Genomic DNA, 19,577 nt, shown 5'->3' on the forward strand with positions numbered 1-19,577 from the left:
AACACCATGAATGCGAAAGTCTGGCTGGTGGGCGCAGGCCCTGGCGATCCAGAGTTGCTGACGCTCAAAGCAGTGCGCGCGTTGCGCGAGGCCGATGTGGTGATGATCGATGATCTGGTCAACGACGCCGTGCTGGAGCACTGCCCGGCTGCTCGGGTGATCCCGGTGGGTAAACGCGGCGGCTGCCGTTCGACGCCACAGGCGTTCATTCATCGCCTGATGCTGCGTTATGCGCGCCAGGGCAAATGCGTGGTACGGCTCAAGGGCGGCGATCCGAGCATTTTCGGGCGCGGTGGCGAAGAAGCCCAGTGGTTGCGCGAGCGCGGGGTTGAAGTGGAACTGGTCAATGGCATTACCGCCGGGCTGGCCGGGGCGACCCAGTGCGATATTCCGCTGACGTTGCGTGGCGTCGCGCGCGGGGTGACGCTGGTCACTGCGCACACGCAGGATGACAGCCAGTTGAACTGGCAGGCGCTGGCGCAAGGCGGGACGACGCTGGTGGTTTACATGGGCGTGGCCAAGCTGGGCGAGATTCGTGATCAGCTGCTGGCCGGAGGGATGGCGGCGGATACGCCGGTGGCGATGATCGAAAACGCCTCTTTGGCGCATCAGCGTGAGTGTCGCAGTGACCTGAGTGCGATGGCTGAGGATGCCTCGGCGTTTGAATTGAAAAGCCCGGCGATTCTGGTGATTGGTGCGGTGGCTGCTGTCGTGGAAGAGCAAAAGATCGCAGCCTTCGGCAGCTCCTACAGGACACATATGATCTGAATGTAGGAGCTGCCGCAGGCTGCGATCTTTCAAGATTCAAAGCCAAATCGCAGACAAAGAAAAGCCCGGCCTGAGCCGGGCTTTTCCATCAGCGGCAGCTAATTACTTAGCTTGAGCTTCAACCTGCGCTTCTACGCGACGGTTTACAGCGCGGCCAGCGTCAGTTTTGTTGTCAGCAACTGGGCGGGATTCGCCGTAGCCAACAGACTGAACGCGGGACGATTCAACACCGTACTGGTTGGTCAGAACCTGCTTAACGGCGTTTGCACGACGCTCGGACAGTTTCTGGTTGTAAGCGTCAGGACCGACGGAGTCAGTGTGACCTTCAACAGTAGTGGTGGTGGATGGGTACTGCTTCATGAAGTCAGCCAGGTTTTTGATGTCGCCGTAGCTGTTTGGCTTGACTACCGACTTGTCGAAGTCGAATTTCACGTCCAGCTCAACACGAACAACTTCAGCAACTGCTGGGCAGCCATCAGCGTCAACGGTTACGTTGGCTGGGGTGTCCGGGCACTTGTCAACGTTGTCGCAAACGCCATCGTTGTCGCTGTCGGAGCAGACTTCAGCAGGTGCTGGAACTGGAGCAGCAGCTGGCTTGGAGCCGCCACCGAAGTTCACACCGATACCAACGCTAGGAGCCCACTCGGTGTCGCCCTGGTCGATGTTGTACTGAGCTTCAACGCCGGCACGGGCGTAGAAGTTCTCGGTGAAGTACAGCTTGGCACCGCCGCCAACGTTGGCGAAGGTGGAACGGTTACGACCGTTCGAACCGTTCTGGTCGATGCTCTGGTCAGAGAAACCGGCCGAAACGTATGGACGAATCATGTCGCCTGGGTTGTTGAAGTGGTACAGAGCGTCCAGAGCGGTGTTAGCGCCTTTGACGTTCTTGCCATCGTCGGCACGTACGTTGTGCACTTCGTCGTAGCCCAGACGCAGTTCAACGTCGTCGGTCAGGAAGTAACCGATCGAACCGCCGAACAGGTTGCCGTTGTTCTTGAAGTTACGAGCGCTGTCGAATTGTTCTTTCTTAGCGAAGCCTTCGATTTCAACTGCGCCTTGGCCTTGTGCCAGAGCGCCGAACGAAGTGGCGGCAATCAGAGAACCAATGGCCAAGCCCAAGGTGTTTTTCAGTTTCATCCGTTAAATCCCCATCTGGTGATTGTGAAGCAGTCCCGCAAACCGGGGGACAACTCGGCGGCAAGTCTATCAGAACTTGCCTACACGTAAGAGATATTTGCGCTGAACTAAGTTTCAGCAATGCCTGCAAATTTCTCACGCAATTTATCTAGAGCGCGTTTGTAACGCATTTTTGTCGCACTCAAACCCATGTGCATGATGTCTGCGATCTCCTGAAACTCCAGCTCTGCGACAAATCGTAGCACCAGAATTTCGCGGTCAATCGGATTCACATACACCAGCCAGCGATCAAGCCCACCCTTCTCCTCCGGCTTCGGCGCCTTTTCTTCAGACGCTTCTTCAAGAGGGTCCAGACTGAGAGCGTCCATCAAGCGACGCTTACGCCGTTCCTTCCGATACTGCGTGATGCATTCGTTGTAAGTGATGCTGTAAAGCCAGGTTTTGAACTTCGATTTCCCCTCGAAGTTCTTCAGGCCGTACAGCACCTTCAGCATCACTTCCTGACAGACATCGTCTGCGTCGCGATCGTTCCCAAGATATCTCGCGCAGACGTTAAATAATGTTCGCTGGTAACGCCGCATCAACTCTTCGTAGGCGCGCGTTACGTGAAACAGCTCGGTATGCGAGCGCGCGACCAACTCCTCATCAGAGAGCTCGCGGGGGTCGTAGCGCGTGGATAGCGGTTGGGCTTTATTCAAAACAAGTCGTGCCGACAGTCAGGTCAATGTCCGCCACAACCAGCCTCGGCTGGCATTTTGCGGCGGCATACATTAGCAGGGTTTGCCGGTTTAGCGGCTACTCACATGCTGTTCCAGCAGGATCCGATTGGAGAGAGAGACTAGCTCACCCTCATCGGTCAGCAATGTGGTTTTAACCGTGCCGATCTCTTCGATCTGGCCTTCGACCTCGCCAACACGCACTTGTTGCCCAACCTCGTACAGCTCACGCACATAGATTCCCGCAAGAATCTGACCGGCAATTTCCCGGCTTCCCAAACCCATGGCCAGCGCAACTGCCAGACCAACGGTAATCAATACGATAACAATCACATGGTTCAGCAGGTCGGTCTTGACCTCGAGCTGGCTGATCGCCACCGAGATGCTGATGATGATCACCAGCCCCTGCGCGATCCGCCCCAACCCCGAAGCGTAGTCCAGGCCTACGCCTTCTGCTGCGCCGCGCACCAGCCCGTTGGCCAGTTGCGCCAGCAGGACCCCGACCAGCAACACCAGCGCGGCGCCGAATACTTTCGGCAGATACAACGCCAGCATGTCCAGCGTAGCTGAAACTCGCTCGAGGCCAAGGGATTCTGCCGCAGATACCAGAAAAATCAGCAGAACGAACCAGTAGACGATTTTACCGATCAAGGTCGAGATCGGCACTTGCAGCCCGGCGCGCGACATCAGCTTGGTCAGCCCGGTGCCGCCCATCAGGCGATCGAGGCCCAGTTTGGCGAGCAATTTGGAGAGCAAGGTGTCGAGCAGCTTGGCCACGACGAAACCCAGCAGCAGCACAACCAGTGCGCCGAACAGGTTCGGAATGAAGTTAGCGACTTTGGTCCACAACGCAGTCATTGCAGTGACGAGGCTCTGAGTCCAGAGATCAAGTTCCATATTCAATCAGCCTTATCAGCAGTGCGAGCAGTGGTTTTACGAAGACGGGAAACCGGCGAGACATGCGCCGAGCCATTGTTCAGGGCAATCATCAGCGCGGGCAGCCAGCGGCCCAGCAGGCTGAACAGATCACCGGCGCCGACCTGGCGGTTGGCGGTTTTGAGTACGCGGCCAAGGCACGCATCGTCGTCGCGGCTGGACGGCGAAGCGTTGAGCATGTCGCGCAAAGACTGTTCAAACGGATCGTGCATACGCACCTCTCGTGATGTCTGTGAAAGACGCGGGCAGATTTGCTCGGGTCACATGCGCCATGTTCACACCCAGCGCAATCGACGGAACAACCACCACTGGCCGAATGCCAGGGCGAGCACCGTCAGACAGGCGATCAGGAAGCCATACGGGCTTTCGGCGAACGGAATACCGCCGACATTTATCCCGAGCAGACCGGTGATGAAACTCATCGGCAAAAAGATGCAGGTAATGATGCCGAAGCGGTACATGGTGCGGTTCATGTGCACGCTCAAACGCCGGTCTTCGGCCTCCAGCACAAGCCCCACGCGCTCTCGGGTCAATTCCAGCTCTTCCAGATAACGGGTCAGGCTGTTGTTCAATTCGTTCCAGTAGTCGGCGTCGTCTTCGACGAACCACGGCAGTTTGATCCGCGTCAGCTGTCCGAAAATATCCCGCTGTGGCGCGAGAAAACGCTTCAGCCCAGCGGCTCTGCGGCGGATGTGCAAAATCGCCCCATGCTCAGGCGTATACCGTTCGTCGGCGTCGAGCTTTTCTTCTTCCTCATCGACCACTTCCGACAGGCATGTGACCAGATCCTGCACTTTGTTGGTGAGGAACTGCGCCAGATACAGCATCAATTCCGAGGAAGTTCTCGGCCCTTTGCCCTCACCCAGCAGCGCCAGCAACTCATCCGTAGCGCGCAACGGACGCAAGCGCAGGGAAATCACTCGCTGAGCCGAGGCGAAAATCCGCACCGAAACCATGTCTTCCGGCTCGGCGCCCGGGTTGAGATTGACCCCGCGCAGAAACAGCAACAGCTCGGAGTCGGGCAATGGCAACAGACGCGGGCGGGTATTCTCTTCCAGCAACAGATCGCAGGTGAATTCATTGAGCCCGCTGGATTTGCGCAGCCAGGTACTGGTCTGCGGATGGCTGCGATCCCAGTGCAGCCACAGGCTTTCATGGGCCTGCAGCTGCAAATCGTCGAGCTCAGTCCGGGCTATCGAACGCGCACCGCCCTTGCCGTCCAGCACCAGGGCATGCACCAGCCCCCATTGCGCGTTTTCTTCCTCGAACATCCGCATCCCTTGTCGAAAAGCTTATTCAGGCATTTTCAGCGGGCTCGGCGACACGATCACGCCGTTGTTGTCCGCATAAATGTACTGGCCCGGGTGGAACGTCACGCCAGCGAATGTCACCGGGACGTTGAGGTCGCCAATCCCGCGCTTGTCGGTTTTCATCGGGTGGCTGGCCAGCGCCTGCACGCCGAGATCGGTCTGCGCAATGACGTCGACGTCACGAATGCAACCATAGATCACCAGCCCTTCCCAACCGTTCTGCGCGGCCTTGGCGGCGATCATGTCGCCCAGCAGGGCGCGGCGCAGCGAACCGCCGCCATCGACCACCAGCACTTTGCCTTTGCCGTTGAGTTCGGCCTGCTCCTTGACCAGCGAATTGTCTTCGAAGCATTTGATGGTCACGATTTCGCCGCCGAAGGAATCCCGGCCGCCGAAATTGCTGAACATCGGTTCCAGCACCTGCACCAGCTCCGGGTAGGCGTCGCACAGGTCAGGCGTAAGGTAATGTTCCATCGAAAAACTCCTGTAACAAGGAAGACGATCAAGGGATGCCGCATTCTGATGAGACGAGTTCCGGCGGTCGCTGTTTACCTTAGTCCATGCCATGGTCGCTGAGCGAACCTGAACCGCGGCTGAAACGTTATCGCTAAACAGTCACGAAATATGACCGGAACCGCACAATGCGTCATATCTTAGCCGCAAGCCAGGCTGAACGGAACGCCCCTCACACTGCAGCGGCCAGATCCGTCGTCTGCGCCAGCAATGGCGTCTGCTGATCGTTCAACCAGCGCGCCACCAGCGGCCATACCTCCGCCTGCGCTGCTTTGCTCACCAGCATTTCGACATGGCCGAAATTATCCGAGAAGCCCTGCTCGCGCCCCAGAATGATGAACTGCTTGTGCTCGGAGCCGATCTGCTCGAACAGCTTGCGGCAGGCCCACGCCGGATCCTGATGATCGCCCGCTGCGGTCACGGCCAGCACCGGCAGCTGAACCTCGGCAAGTCCGGCCCACCAGTCCTTGTCCTTGTCGCCGAAGCGACCGAACAAGCCGTACCAGCGCATGCTTTCGATGGCCAGGCCGATCGGCTCGTCTTCCGGACCGCGTTTGAGGCGTGAGCCGGACAGCTGCGCGAACCGCTTGAGAATGAAGCGCCCGCCCCACTCCACCGGTGGAATCTTCAGTGGCCAATAGGTACGGCTGACCTGGGTGCCGAAAAACGCCGCCGAGGCCACGGCCGGTTCGCCGAGGTATTCGCCACCGAGTGCCGCCGCCAGGGTAATGCCGCCCAGGGAATGGCCGATCCAGTGCGGGATCTGTCCACTTTGCTCACGCACGAACGCGGCAATCGCCGGCAGATCGTAACGGGCGTAGTAGGCCACGCGGTTGCGCCGATAGTCTTCGTTGCGCTGGGACAAGCCGTGACCACGCATTTCCGAGATCCACACGTCGAAGCCCAGCCGCGTCAGATACGCGCCGAGCCCGAGGCCTTTGGGGGAAAACCAGAAGCGCCGATTGGAAAAGCTGCCGTGCAACAGAATCACCGGCACGCCGCGTGGCGCCGTGTCATCGGCCATGCCCAGGCGGGTGACGGCGATCTCCACGGACCAGTCCGGGCTGTTGCCGGGTTTCAATCGATAGACGTCTTCGCTCAGATCGCCGCGCCGTTCGGCGCTGATCAGCGCGACAGGAAACAGGTTGCTGCTGCTTTGCATAATGCTCTTGCACAAAAAAGGGCGGCATCCGCTGGAGCCCGCCCTACTTAAATCTCAAGGCCCGCTCCCACATGGGGTGCGGGCCAATTACATACTGATCAAGCCTGACCTTCGGCGAGGAAGAACCAGGTTTCCAGCACGGTGTCCGGGTTCAGCGACACGCTTTCGATGCCCTGTTCCATCAGCCACTTGGCCAGATCCGGGTGGTCGGAAGGACCCTGACCGCAGATGCCGATGTACTTGCCGGCCTTGTTGCAGGCCTGAATGGCATTGGCCAACAGCTTTTTCACCGCTGGATTACGCTCGTCGAACAAGTGCGCGATGATCCCGGAGTCACGGTCCAGACCCAGCGTCAGTTGGGTCAGGTCGTTGGAACCGATGGAGAAACCGTCGAAGAATTCGAGGAATTCCTCAGCCAGAATCGCGTTGGATGGCAGCTCGCACATCATGATCACGCGCAGGCCATTCTCGCCGCGTTTCAAGCCGTTTTCGGCGAGCAGATCGACGACCTGGCTGGCTTCGCCGAGAGTACGGACGAACGGCACCATGATTTCAACGTTGGTCAGGCCCATCTCGTTGCGCACGCGTTTCAGCGCGCGGCATTCGAGTTCGAAGCAGTCGCGGAACGATTCGCTGATGTAACGCGAAGCACCACGGAAGCCCAGCATCGGGTTTTCTTCTTCCGGCTCGTAGAGCTTGCCGCCGATCAGGTTGGCGTATTCGTTGGACTTGAAGTCCGACAGCCGCACGATGACTTTTTTCGGCGTGAACGCAGCAGCGAGAGTGCTGATGCCTTCCACCAGTTTGTCGACGTAGAAGTCGACCGGGTCGTTGTAACCGGCGATGCGCTTGTCGACGCTGTCCTTGATTTCCTGCGGCAGGCCGTCGTAGTTCAACAGCGCTTTCGGGTGCACGCCGATCATGCGGTTGATGATGAATTCCAGACGCGCCAGACCAACGCCGGCGTTCGGCAATTGGGCGAAGTCGAAGGCGCGGTCCGGGTTGCCGACGTTCATCATGATCTTGAACGGCAGCTCCGGCATGGCGTCGACGGAGTTCTTCTTGATGTCGAAGCCCAGTTCGCCTTCGAAGATGTAGCCGGTGTCGCCTTCGGCGCAGGACACGGTCACGCCCTGGCCATCCTTCAGCAGCTGGGTGGCGTTGCCGCAACCTACCACCGCCGGGATGCCCAGCTCACGGGCGATGATCGCCGCGTGGCAGGTACGCCCGCCCCGGTTGGTGACAATGGCGCTGGCGCGCTTCATCACCGGTTCCCAGTCCGGGTCGGTCATGTCGGAAACCAGCACGTCGCCCGGCTGGACTTTGTCCATTTCCGAGACGTCTTTGATGATGCGTACTTTGCCGGCGCCGATGCGCTGGCCGATCGCCCGACCTTCCACCAGCACGGTGCCGGTTTCTTTCAGCAGGTAACGCTCCATGACGTTGGCCTGGGTGCGGCTTTTCACGGTTTCCGGACGCGCTTGCACGATGTACAGCTTGCCGTCGTCACCGTCCTTGGCCCACTCGATGTCCATCGGGCAGCCGTAGTGCTTCTCGATGATCATCGCCTGCTTGGCCAGCTCACTGACTTCGGCGTCGGTCAGGCAGAAACGCGCGCGTTCGGCCTTGTCGACATCGACAGTCTTGACCGAACGACCGGCCTTGGCCTCGTCGCCGTAGATCATCTTGATGGCTTTGCTGCCCAGGTTGCGACGCAGGATGGCCGGACGACCGGCTTCCAGGGTGCCTTTGTGTACGTAGAACTCATCCGGGTTGACCGCGCCTTGTACAACGGTTTCGCCCAGGCCATAAGCGCCGGTGATGAACACCACGTCACGGAAACCCGATTCGGTATCGAGGGTGAACATCACGCCGGCGGTGCCAGTTTCCGAACGCACCATGCGCTGCACGCCAGCCGACAGGGCGACCAGTTTGTGGTCGAAGCCCTGGTGCACGCGGTAGGAAATCGCACGGTCGTTGAACAGCGAAGCGAACACCTCTTTGGCGGCGCGGATTACGTTTTCCACACCACGGATGTTCAGGAAGGTTTCCTGCTGACCGGCGAACGAGGCGTCCGGCAGGTCTTCGGCGGTGGCGGAAGAACGCACGGCCACGGCCACGTCAGGATTGCCGGCCGACAGCGCGGCGAACGCGGTGCGGATCTCGGTGTTGAGCTTTTCAGGGAATTCGGCGTCCATGATCCATTGGCGGATCTGCGCACCGGTCTTGGCCAGGGCATTGACGTCGTCGACGTCGAGCGCGTCGAGGGCCTTGTGGATCTGCTCGTTCAGGCCGCTCAGTTCGAGGAAGTCACGATAGGCCTGAGCCGTCGTGGCGAAGCCGCCGGGGACCGAAACACCGGCGCCTGCCAGGTTACTGATCATCTCGCCCAGGGATGCGTTCTTGCCCCCCACATGCTCAACATCGTGTTTGCCGAGCTTATCGAGGGAAACTACGTACTCTACCAAGGTGATCTCTCCACTAACTGTGTTGGAAAAGCTCAGAAACCGGCGGCCCGGGGGAGCCTTGGCCGGTTGTATGGCCTGGACCTGGAAAATAAGTGAGAATGCGGGCCAATGGCGGCCGGCAAATCGCGCCTATCATATCCAAGATTCGTTACTAGCTTAAGGCCCAAGGTGCAAATGAAACGATCTGCTTTCTTCATCTCCGATGGCACCGGCATTACCGCCGAAACCCTGGGTCAAAGCCTGTTGGCGCAGTTCGAAAACATTACCTTCAGCAAATTCACGCGGCCTTACATCGACAGCGTGGAAAAAGCGCGGGCCATGGTACAACAAATCAACAAAGCCGCTGAAACCGACGGCTTTCGGCCGATCATCTTCGACACCATCGTCAATCAGGACATTCGTGAGATTCTCGCAACGTCCAATGGTTTCATGATCGACATTTTCTCGACCTTCCTCGCGCCGCTCGAACAGGAGCTCACCGAGCATTCTTCCTACACCGTGGGCAAGTCCCATTCCATCGGGCACAACTCCAATTACATGGAGCGCATCGAGGCGGTCAACTTCGCCCTCGACAACGACGACGGCGCGCGCACCCACTATTACGACAAAGCCGATCTGATACTAGTGGGCGTGTCGCGATGCGGCAAAACGCCGACGTGTCTGTACATGGCCATGCAGTTCGGTATCCGCGCAGCCAACTATCCGCTGACCGAAGACGACATGGAACGCCTGACCCTGCCGACGGCTCTGCGCGCCCATCAGCACAAGCTGTTCGGCCTGACCATCGACCCCGACCGCCTCACTGCGATCCGCAATGAGCGCAAGCCCAACAGCCGTTATTCGAGTTATGCCCAGTGCGAATTCGAAGTGCGCGAAGTGGAGAACCTGTTCCGCCGCGAAAACATTCCGCACATCAATTCCACGCATTTCTCCGTGGAAGAGATTTCGGCGAAGATTCTCGTGGAAAAAGGCGTTGAGCGGCGGTTCAAGTAGTCCGGCGTCGCCTGATCTGGCGCCTTCGCGAGCAGGCTCGCTCCCACAGTAGACCTGCATCGTAACGACTGTGGGAGCGAGCCTGCTCGCGAAGAACGATAACGCGGTCTGTCAGAGCACAAACAGATCGATGAATCGATTCACCGCTGTGGCTTCCAGCCGCGCCTGATCCTCGCACAGCGCAAATATCTCAGCGCAACGTTGGCCGGCAAACCGCGTGGCCAGGTTGGCCTTGAACTTGTCCTCCAGCAACGGAATGCCCTCGGCGCGGCGGCGGCGATGGCCGATCGGGTACTCCACCACGACGTTGTCGGTGCTGCTGCCGTCCTTGAAAAACACCTGCACGGCGTTGGCAATCGAGCGTTTGTCGGGCTCAAGGTATTCACGGGTAAAGCGCGGTTCTTCAACGATGAGCATTTTTTCGCGCAGCACATCGATGATCGGATGCGCCTTGTGGAAGTCGTCTTCGTAGTGCTCCGCCACCAGATTGCCGAATGCCAGCGGCACGGCGGTCATGTATTGCAGGCAATGATCGCGGTCGGCGGCGTTGGCCAGCGGGCCGACCTTGGAAATAATGCGGATCGCCGATTCATGGGTGGTGATGACGATGCGGTCGATCTCATGCAGCCGATTGCGAACCAGCGGATGCAAGGTCACCGCCGCCTCGCATGCCGTCTGCGCATGGAATTCGGCGGGGAAACTGATCTTGAACAGCACGTTTTCCATCACGTAACTGCCGAACGGCCGGGAGAAGCTGAAAGCGCGTTTGTCCTCGGGCTTGAGCGCCAGATCGTTGTTGGTGTGGCTGAACAGCACGTCATAAAAGCCCCACTGCTTCGCGCTCAACACACCGGGAATGCCCATCTCGCCGCGCATGGCGATGTCGGCCAGACGCACGCCACGACTCGCCGCATCCCCCGCCGCCCAGGATTTGCGTGAGCCGGCGTTGGGAGCGTGGCGATAGGTGCGCAGCGCCTGACCGTCGGCGAAGGCGTGGGACAGCGCCGACAGCAACTGCTCGCGATTGGCGCCCATCAGTCGGGCGCTGACGGCAGCTGATGCGACTTTCACCAGAATGACGTGATCCAGTCCTACCCGGTTAAAGGAGTTTTCCAGGGCGATCACGCCTTGAATCTCGTGGGCCATGATCATCGCTTCCAGCACATCGCGGACCGTCAGCGGCGCCTCACCGTTGGCGATGCGTCTCTGTGACAGGTGATCGGCCACGGCGAGGATGGCGCCGAGGTTGTCCGATGGATGGCCCCATTCGGCGGCAAGCCAGGTGTCGTTGTAGTCGAGCCAGCGGACGATGCAGCCGATATCCCAAGCGGCTTTGACCGGATCGAGGCGATAACTGGTGCCTGGCACCCGTGCGCCGAACGGCACAACCGTGCCCTCGACGATCGGGCCGAGGTGCTTCGTGCATTCGGGGAAACGCAGGGCCAGCAGACCGCAGCCCAGCGTGTCGATCAGGCAATTGCGCGCGGTGTCCAGCGCTTCGGCGGATTCGGGCTTGAAGGTGAGGACGTAGTCGGCGATGTCCTGCAGGACTGCGTCGTAATCGGGGCGGTTGTTCAGGTCGACGTTGGCGCTCATGTTCGATTCACTCCTGTAGGAGCTGCCGAAGGCTGCGATCTTTTGATTTTGTTTTTCGCGATCAAGATCAAAAGATCGCAGCCTTCGGCAGCTCCTACCTGGTTTTGTGTTAAGTCAGAAAGAATCTCCGGGCACTCGGACGTAACCTTCCATGAGCACCCGCGCACTGCGGCTCATGATGGCTTTCTTCACCACCCACTCGCCATTCTCCAGCGTTGCCTCAGCGCCCACGCGCAACGTCCCGGACGGATGGCCGAAACGCACCGCATTGCGCTCAATCCCACCAGCAGCAAGATTGACCAACGTCCCGGAAATCGCCGCCGCCGTGCCGATCGCCACTGCCGCCGTGCCCATCATCGCGTGGTGCAGCTTGCCCATCGACAACGCGCGCACCAGCAGATCGACATCACCAGCGGCAATCGCTTTACCACTCGACGCCACGTAATCCGCAGGCTTGGCGACGAACGCAACTTTCGGCGTGTGCTGCCGCTTGGCGGCTTCTTCCAGATTGGCGATCAGGCCCATGCGCAACGCACCGTAAGCACGAATCGTCTCGAACATCAGCAGCGCTTTTGGATCGCCGTTGATCGCGCCCTGCAGTTCGGTGCCGGTGTAACCGATGTCTTCGGCGTTGACGAAAATCGTCGGGATCCCGGCGTTGATCATGGTCGCCTTGAACGTGCCGACACCCGGCACTTCCAGCTCATCGACCAGATTGCCGGTGGGGAACATCGAGCCACCACCGCCCTCTTCTTCCGCCGCCGGATCCATGAATTCGACCTGCACTTCGGCCGCTGGAAAGGTCACGCCGTCGAGTTCGAAATCACCGGTTTCCTGCACTTCGCCATTGGTGATCGGCACGTGGGCGATGATGGTCTTGCCGATGTTGGCCTGCCACACGCGCACCACCGCCACACCGTTGTGCGGAATGCGGCTGGCGTCGACCAGACCGTTGCTGATGGCGAACGAACCGACCGCCGCCGAGAGGTTGCCGCAGTTGCCGCTCCAGTCGACGAACGGCTTGTCGATCGACACCTGGCCGAACAGGTAATCGACGTCGTGATCGGCGCGGGTGCTTTTCGACAGGATCACGGTTTTGCTGGTGCTCGACGTCGCGCCGCCCATGCCGTCGATCTGCTTGTCGTAGGGATCGGGGCTGCCGATCACCCGTAGCAGCAACGCATCGCGCGCCGGACCGGGCACCTGCGCGACTTCGGGCAGATCGGTGAGGCTGAAGAACACGCCTTTGCTGGTGCCGCCGCGCATGTAAGTCGCAGGGATTCTGATTTGTGGTGCGTGAGCCATGGTGCTCCTTACCGAAGGCATGGGACTTGAAATCCCATGCCCACACGTTGATTTAAACGGCGACCGCCGATCCTTCGAGGAAGTCCTGAGCAAAGCGCTGCAACACGCCGCCGGCCTCGTAGATCGACACTTCTTCAGCGGTATCGAGACGGCAGGTCACCGGCACTTCGACGCGCTCGCCATTCTTGCGATGAATCACCAGCGTCAGATCCGCGCGCGGCTTGCGTTCGCCGATCACGTCGTAGGTTTCGCTGCCGTCGATGGCCAGGGTGTGGCGGTTGGTGCCGGGTTTGAATTCCAGCGGCAACACGCCCATGCCCACCAGGTTGGTGCGGTGAATGCGCTCGAACCCTTCAGCGGCAATCGCCTCGACGCCGGCCAGGCGCACGCCTTTCGCCGCCCAGTCGCGGGACGAACCCTGACCGTAGTCAGCGCCAGCGATGATGATCAGCGGCTGCTTGCGCTGCATGTAGGTTTCGATGGCTTCCCACATGCGCATGACCTGCCCTTCCGGCTCGACACGCGCCAGCGAACCCTGCTTGACCTTGCCGTTTTCCACGACCATTTCGTTGAACAGCTTCGGGTTGGCGAAGGTCGCGCGCTGGGCCGTCAGGTGGTCGCCACGGTGGGTGGCGTAGGAGTTGAAGTCCTCTTCCGGCAGGCCCATTTTCGCCAGGTATTCGCCGGCGGCGCTGTCGAGCATGATCGCGTTCGATGGCGACAGGTGATCAGTGGTGATGTTGTCCGGCAGCACCGCCAGCGGGCGCATGCCCTTCAACGGACGGGCGCCGGCCAGCGCGCCTTCCCAGTACGGCGGACGGCGGATGTAGGTGCTCATCTCGCGCCAGTCGTACAGCGGCGCGACTTTCGGCCCGGTGTCTTCATGCACGGCGAACATCGGAATGTAGACCTGACGGAACTGCTCAGGCTTGACCGAAGACTTCACCACCGCATCGATTTCTTCATCGCTCGGCCAGATGTCTTTCAGGCGAATTTCCCGACCATCGACCACGCCCAGCACATCTTTCTCGATATCGAAGCGGATGGTCCCGGCGATCGCATAAGCAACCACCAGCGGCGGCGAGGCGAGGAATGCCTGTTTGGCGTACGGGTGAATGCGGCCGTCGAAGTTGCGGTTGCCGGACAGCACGGCGGTGGCGTACAGATCGCGGTCGATGATCTCTTGCTGGATCACCGGATCAAGCGCGCCGGACATGCCGTTGCAGGTGGTGCAGGCAAACGCGACGACGCCGAAACCCAGCTGTTCCAGCTCAGTGGTCAGCCCCGCTTCATCGAGGTACAGCGCCACGGTTTTCGAGCCCGGCGCCAGCGAGGATTTGACCCACGGCTTGCGGGTCAGGCCGAGCTTGTTGGCATTGCGCGCCAAGAGGCCGGCGGCGATGACGTTGCGCGGGTTGCTGGTGTTGGTGCAACTGGTGATCGCGGCGATGATCACCGCGCCGTCGGGCATTTGCCCCGGTACGTCATCCCACTGGCCGGAGATGCCTTTGGCCGCCAGATCCGATACCGCGACGCGGGCGTGCGGGTTGCTCGGGCCGGCCATGTTGCGCACCACCGACGACAAGTCGAAGGTCAGGCCACGCTCGTATCGCGCACCCTTTAAGCTGTCAGCCCACAGGCCGGTGAGTTTGGCGTACTGCTCGACCAATTGAACCTGCTGGTCTTCACGACCGGTCAGTTTCAGGTAATCGATGGTCTGCTGGTCGATGTAGAACATCGCCGCCGTGGCGCCGTATTCCGGGGCCATGTTGGAGATGGTCGCGCGGTCGCCGAGGGTCAGCGCCGCCGCGCCTTCGCCAAAGAATTCCAGCCACGCGCCGACGACTTTCTGTTTGCGCAGGTACTCGGTCAGGGCCAGGACCATGTCGGTAGCGGTGATGCCCGGTTGCAGCTTGCCGGTCAGTTCGACGCCAACGCTTTCCGGCAAACGCATCCACGACGCACGGCCGAGCATCACGCTCTCGGCTTCGAGGCCGCCAACGCCGATGGCGATCACGCCCAGCGCATCAACGTGCGGCGTGTGGCTGTCGGTGCCGACGCAAGTGTCCGGGAACGCCACGCCTTCGCGCACCTGAATCACCGGCGACATTTTCTCCAGGTTGATCTGGTGCATGATGCCGTTGCCCGGCGGGATCACGTCGACGTTCTTGAAGGCCTTTTTGGTCCAGTTGATGAAGTGGAAACGGTCTTCGTTGCGGCGGTCTTCGATGGCGCGGTTCTTCTCGAAGGCCTGGGCATCGAAACCGCCCGCCTCGACGGCCAGCGAGTGGTCGACGATCAATTGCGTCGGCACCACCGGGTTGACCTGCGCCGGGTCGCCGCCCTGCAAAGCGATGGCATCGCGCAGGCCAGCGAGGTCGACCAGCGCGGTCTGGCCGAGGATGTCATGGCAGACCACCCGCGCCGGGAACCACGGGAAATCAAGATCGCGCTTGCGCTCGATCAGTTGCTTGAGCGAATCGGTGAGCGTGGCCGGGTCACAGCGACGCACGAGGTTTTCCGCCAGCACGCGGGAGGTGTACGGCAGGGTGTCGTAGCTGCCAGGCGCAATCGCCTCGACCGCCGCGCGGGTGTCGAAGTAATCCAGCGGCGTGCCGGGCAGGTTCTTGCGGAATTCTGTGTTCATCGGGTCAGGACTCGGGTCACGGTGATTTCAAAGGGTGAGGCCAGACACCTGAGTTGCACACCGTCCACTGTGGGAGCGAGCCTGCTCGCGAAAGCGGTAGATCAGTCGACATCCTTGTTGGATGCCAGTCCGTCTTCGCGAGCAGGCTCGCTCCCACAGGGTCTAGCGGGGTTCTCTGGTTCCGGCTCAGCTCACCATTCAGCGACGTTCGATTGGCACGAACTTGCGCTGTTCGACGCCGGTGTATTCGGCGCTTGGGCGGATGATGCGGTTGTTGGCGCGCTGTTCGAACACGTGCGCGGCCCAGCCGGTCAGGCGCGAGCAGACGAAGATCGGCGTGAACAGCTTGGTCGGGATGCCCATGAAGTGGTATGCCGAGGCGTGATAGAAGTCGGCATTCGGGAACAGCTTCTTCTGCTCCCACATGGTCTTGTCGATGGCCTCGGAAACCGGGAACAGCACCTTGTCGCCGACCTCGTCCGCGAGTTTTTTCGCCCAGCCCTTGATCACCTCGTTGCGCGGGTCGCTGTCCTTATAGATCGCGTGGCCGAAGCCCATGATCTTGTCCTTGCGCTCGAGCATGCCGAGGGTGCCTTTGATCGCCTCTTCCGGCGACGAGAAGCGCTCGATCATTTCCATCGCCGCTTCGTTGGCGCCGCCGTGCAATGGACCGCGCAGCGAACCGATGGCCGCTGTTACGCAGGAATACAGATCGGAAAGGGTCGAGGCGCAAACGCGCGCGGTGAAGGTCGAGGCATTGAATTCGTGTTCGGCGTAGAGGATCAGCGACACGTTCATCACTTTGACGTGCAGTTCGCTTGGCTTCTTGTCGTGCAGCAGGTGCAGGAAGTGGCCGCCGATGGTCGGTTCGTCGCTGACGCAGTCGATGCGCTTGCCGTCGTGGCTGAAGCGATACCAGTAGCACATGATCGCCGGGAACGCGGCGAGCAGACGATCGGTCTTGTCGTGCTGTTCGGAGAAATCTTTCTCCGGTTCGATGTTGCCGAGGAACGAGCAACCGGTGCGCATGACGTCCATCGGGTGGGCGTCGGCGGGAATTCTTTCGAGAACTTCTTTCAAAGCTTGCGGCAGGTCGCGCAGCTTGCTCAGTTTGGTCTGATAGTCGGCCAGTTGCGCTTTGGTCGGCAGTTCGCCGTACAGCAGCAGATAGGCGACTTCTTCAAATTGCGCGTCGGCGGCCAGTTCACGCACGTCGTAGCCGCGATAGGTCAGCCCGGCACCGGCCTGGCCCACGGTGGACAATGCGGTTTGCCCGGCAACCTGGCCACGGAGCCCGGCGCCACTGAGTACTTTTGCTTCGGCCATTGCTATCTCCAATTCTTGAATTTGTTAGGGAATCTGCAATTACGGTGTTGTTCGCAAAAGATCGCAGCCTTCGGCAGCTCCTACATCGACCGCGTTCCTGTAGGAGCTGTCGAGTGAAACGAGGCTGCGATCTTTTGATCTTTCAATCATTTTTTCGCGGCAAACAACGCATCGAGCTTCTGCTCGAACGTGTGGTAATCGATACGATCGTAGAGCTCCATGCGAGTCTGCATGGTGTCGATGACATTCTGTTGCGTGCCATCGCGGCGGATCGCCGTGTAGACGTTTTCCGCTGCCTTGTTCATCGCGCGGAACGCCGACAGCGGATACAGCACCAACGAGACGTCGGCGCCGGCCAGTTGTTCGGTGGTGTACAGCGGCGTTGCGCCGAACTCGGTGATGTTGGCCAGGATCGGCGCTTTCACACGATTGGCGAACAGCTTGTACATGTCCAGTTCGGTAATCGCCTCCGGGAAGATCATGTCGGCGCCGGCCTCGATGCACGCTGCCGCGCGATCAAGTGCCGATTCCAGACCTTCCACCGCCAGCGCATCGGTGCGCGCCATGATCACGAAGCTGTCGTCGGTACGGGCATCGACGGCGGCTTTGATGCGATCGACCATTTCCTGCTGGCTGACGATTTCTTTATTGGGACGATGGCCGCAGCGCTTGGCGCCGACCTGATCCTCAATGTGAATTGCCGCCGCGCCGAACTTGATCATCGACTTGACGGTGCGCGCGACGTTGAACGCCGACGAACCGAAACCGGTATCCACATCCACCAGCAGCGGCAGGTCGCAAACGTCGGTAATCCGCCGCACGTCGGTGAGCACGTCATCCAGCCCGGTGATGCCCAGATCCGGCACGCCCAGCGAGCCTGCGGCCACGCCGCCGCCGGACAGGTAGATCGCCTTGAAACCGGCGCGCTTGGCCAGCAGCGCGTGGTTGGCGTTGATCGCGCCGACCACTTGCAAAGGATGCTCGCTGGCGACCGCATCGCGGAAGCGCTGGCCCGGCGTGTTCAGGTTGGAAGTCATGCATCACCTCGTTCAGTGGCTGTCTTGTTGTGGGCGCCGTCCTCGTAGTGACGGGCGATGTTGCGTTTCGAGGCGCCAATGTGGCGGCGCATCAACAATTCCGCGAGCTCGCCGTCACGGTCGGCGATGGCATCGAGAATGCGGTGGTGTTCGGCGAAGGCCTGGTGCGGGCGGTTCGGCGTGGTGGAAAACTGGATGCGGTACATGCGCACCAGTTGATACAGCTCGCCGCAGAGCATCTGCGTCAGCGTGCGATTGCCGCTGCCCTGGATGATCCGGTAATGAAAGTCGAAATCGCCTTCCTGCTGGTAGTAACCGACGCCGGCCTGAAACGCCGCATCGCGCTCGTGGGTTTCCAGCACCCGGCGCAGTTCGTCGATTTCCGCGACGCTCATGCGCTCGGCGGCGAGGCGGCAGGCCATGCCTTCGAGAGATTCACGGATTTCGTAGAGCTCGATCAGTTCGGCATGGCTGAGCGAGACCACCCGCGCACCGACGTGCGGCACGCGCACCAGCAGGCGCTGCCCTTCCAGACGATGGATCGCCTCACGCAGCGGCCCCCGACTGATGCCATAAGTACGCGCCAGTTCCGGCTCGGAGATCTTGCTGCCCGGGGCGATCTCGCCTTTGACGATAGCCGCCTGGATACGGCGGAAGACGTTTTCCGACAGCGTCTCGGAATCGTCGCCATTGATGACCGGGGGATCGAGTTGATCCAGCATGATTGTCGACACCTTTAAATCCAATGCGGCAAAAACTAGCCAATAAGACCGCATCAGTCAAAGGATAAATAGGTATTGTCGACAATCGTCTAATAAGCGCAGCCAATCGTTCATCTATTAATGTGGGAGCGAGCCTGCTCGCGAAGGCGGCAGGTCAGTCGGTTTCTGCATCGAATGACACAGCGCTTTCGCGAGCAGGCTCGCTCCCACAAGGGTGGCATCCCTTGCAGCTTATGGGTCGGCGCAAGCGCTGGCGCCATAAAACCACCGTGCTAGAATGCCGCCCGCATTTGCGGGTCTTTAGTACGGCTTGCCATAAAAAGCTGCCAGGCACACGCAGGGGCTTGCGCACGGTTGTGCGGGCACCTGAACCGATAACGGAACGCTGCGCACCAGGATTTATGAGACTCAAGCCTTTCCCCACCTTTTTTGCTCTGTTTTGCCTGCCCGGCCTCGCCGCCGCGGGGGAAAAAACCGTGTATGGCCTCAACGAATACGCTTCGCTTGACGGCATCAATCTCGAAGTCGCGGCCAAACTCGACACCGGGGCGAAAACCGCCTCGCTGAGCGCCCGCGACATCAAACGCTTCAAACGCAACGGTGAATCCTGGGTACGTTTCTACCTGGCCATCGACACCGCGCATTCGCACCCCATCGAACGGCCGCTGGCGCGGGTCAGCAAGATCAAGCGCCGTGCCGGCGACTACGATCCGGAAGAAGGCAAGCAGTACACCGCCCGTCCGGTGATCGAACTGGATATCTGCATGGGTTCGGCATTGCGCAGCATCGAAGTGAACCTCACCGACCGAAGTGCGTTCCAATACCCGCTTTTGATCGGCTCCGAGGCGTTGAAACGCTTCGACGCGCTGGTCGACCCCAGTCTTAAATACGCTGCCGGCAAACCTGCCTGCACCATCGCCGCTCATACCGCCGAGTAATTT

Annotated in this window: 17 protein-coding genes; 3 read left to right on the forward strand and 14 right to left on the reverse strand. The window is 60.2% G+C overall.

Annotated elements, in window-relative coordinates; all coding sequences use genetic code 11:
• The first annotated feature begins 6 nt into the window (after nt 1-6).
• On the forward strand, nt 7-768 hold the full coding sequence (gene cobA / locus ND528_RS02765) for a uroporphyrinogen-III C-methyltransferase (RefSeq protein ID WP_263469623.1): 762 nt from the start codon (nt 7-9) through the stop codon (nt 766-768).
• Between the two features lie 102 nt (nt 769-870).
• Here cobA and ND528_RS02770 read toward each other — a convergent pair whose 3' ends face one another.
• The 8 genes from ND528_RS02770 to ppsA all read right to left on the reverse strand — a co-directional run bounded on the left by ND528_RS02770 (nt 871) and on the right by ppsA (nt 9,010).
• Nucleotides 871-1,905 carry an OmpA family protein gene (locus ND528_RS02770; protein WP_016773833.1) on the reverse strand — a complete coding sequence of 345 codons (1,035 nt, stop codon included), beginning with the start codon at nt 1,903-1,905 and terminating at the stop codon, nt 871-873.
• A 107-nt stretch (nt 1,906-2,012) separates the two neighbouring features.
• Nucleotides 2,013-2,603 carry an RNA polymerase sigma factor SigX gene (sigX, locus tag ND528_RS02775; RefSeq protein WP_016773832.1) on the reverse strand — a complete coding sequence of 197 codons (591 nt, stop codon included), beginning with the start codon at nt 2,601-2,603 and terminating at the stop codon, nt 2,013-2,015.
• Between the two features lie 90 nt (nt 2,604-2,693).
• On the reverse strand, nt 2,694-3,518 hold the full coding sequence (locus tag ND528_RS02780; protein WP_016773831.1) for a mechanosensitive ion channel family protein: 825 nt from the start codon (nt 3,516-3,518) through the stop codon (nt 2,694-2,696).
• A 2-nt stretch (nt 3,519-3,520) separates the two neighbouring features.
• Nucleotides 3,521-3,769, reverse strand: a complete 249-nt coding sequence (locus ND528_RS02785; RefSeq protein ID WP_003223293.1) for a hypothetical protein — start codon at nt 3,767-3,769, stop codon at nt 3,521-3,523.
• 63 nt (nt 3,770-3,832) lie between these two features.
• On the reverse strand, nt 3,833-4,828 hold the full coding sequence (locus tag ND528_RS02790) for a zinc transporter ZntB (RefSeq protein ID WP_263469624.1): 996 nt from the start codon (nt 4,826-4,828) through the stop codon (nt 3,833-3,835).
• A gap of 21 nt (nt 4,829-4,849) precedes the next feature.
• Complete coding sequence (rraA, locus tag ND528_RS02795; protein WP_016773829.1) at nt 4,850-5,341, reverse strand: ribonuclease E activity regulator RraA; 492 nt, start codon at nt 5,339-5,341, stop codon at nt 4,850-4,852.
• A 211-nt stretch (nt 5,342-5,552) separates the two neighbouring features.
• A complete protein-coding gene (locus ND528_RS02800; RefSeq protein ID WP_263469625.1) occupies nt 5,553-6,542 on the reverse strand; it encodes a lysophospholipase in 990 nt (329 codons plus the stop codon).
• A 98-nt stretch (nt 6,543-6,640) separates the two neighbouring features.
• Nucleotides 6,641-9,010: a phosphoenolpyruvate synthase gene (gene ppsA, locus ND528_RS02805; RefSeq protein ID WP_263469626.1), complete on the reverse strand. Its 2,370-nt coding sequence runs from the start codon at nt 9,008-9,010 to the stop codon at nt 6,641-6,643.
• 174 nt (nt 9,011-9,184) lie between these two features.
• On the opposite strand from ppsA, the gene ppsR reads away from it, so the two are divergent.
• Nucleotides 9,185-10,003: a posphoenolpyruvate synthetase regulatory kinase/phosphorylase PpsR gene (gene ppsR / locus ND528_RS02810; RefSeq protein ID WP_016773826.1), complete on the forward strand. Its 819-nt coding sequence runs from the start codon at nt 9,185-9,187 to the stop codon at nt 10,001-10,003.
• Nucleotides 10,004-10,114: 111 nt separating this feature from the next.
• Here the strand turns inward: ppsR and prpD are convergent, their stop codons facing one another.
• The 6 genes from prpD to ND528_RS02840 all read right to left on the reverse strand — a co-directional run bounded on the left by prpD (nt 10,115) and on the right by ND528_RS02840 (nt 18,633).
• Entirely contained in the window at nt 10,115-11,599 is a 1,485-nt protein-coding gene (gene prpD / locus ND528_RS02815) for a 2-methylcitrate dehydratase (protein WP_263469627.1), read from the reverse strand.
• 114 nt (nt 11,600-11,713) lie between these two features.
• A complete protein-coding gene (prpF, locus tag ND528_RS02820) occupies nt 11,714-12,904 on the reverse strand; it encodes a 2-methylaconitate cis-trans isomerase PrpF (RefSeq protein WP_263469628.1) in 1,191 nt (396 codons plus the stop codon).
• A 52-nt stretch (nt 12,905-12,956) separates the two neighbouring features.
• A complete protein-coding gene (gene acnD / locus ND528_RS02825) occupies nt 12,957-15,551 on the reverse strand; it encodes a Fe/S-dependent 2-methylisocitrate dehydratase AcnD (RefSeq protein ID WP_263469629.1) in 2,595 nt (864 codons plus the stop codon).
• 198 nt (nt 15,552-15,749) lie between these two features.
• On the reverse strand, nt 15,750-16,877 hold the full coding sequence (gene prpC, locus ND528_RS02830) for a bifunctional 2-methylcitrate synthase/citrate synthase (protein WP_263469630.1): 1,128 nt from the start codon (nt 16,875-16,877) through the stop codon (nt 15,750-15,752).
• A 146-nt stretch (nt 16,878-17,023) separates the two neighbouring features.
• Complete coding sequence (gene prpB, locus ND528_RS02835; protein WP_041479146.1) at nt 17,024-17,914, reverse strand: methylisocitrate lyase; 891 nt, start codon at nt 17,912-17,914, stop codon at nt 17,024-17,026.
• Nucleotides 17,911-18,633 (reverse strand): GntR family transcriptional regulator, encoded by a 723-nt coding sequence (locus tag ND528_RS02840; protein ID WP_178083610.1) that lies wholly within the window; start codon nt 18,631-18,633, stop codon nt 17,911-17,913. Before ND528_RS02840 ends, prpB begins: the two co-directional genes overlap by 4 nt.
• A gap of 404 nt (nt 18,634-19,037) precedes the next feature.
• On the opposite strand from ND528_RS02840, the gene rloA reads away from it, so the two are divergent.
• Complete coding sequence (gene rloA / locus ND528_RS02845; RefSeq protein ID WP_041479149.1) at nt 19,038-19,574, forward strand: retropepsin-like aspartic peptidase RloA; 537 nt, start codon at nt 19,038-19,040, stop codon at nt 19,572-19,574.
• Nucleotides 19,575-19,577 lie beyond the last annotated feature (3 nt).

The organism is Pseudomonas mercuritolerans, from assembly GCF_025706525.1.
Classification (GTDB): Bacteria; Pseudomonadota; Gammaproteobacteria; order Pseudomonadales; family Pseudomonadaceae; genus Aquipseudomonas; species Aquipseudomonas mercuritolerans.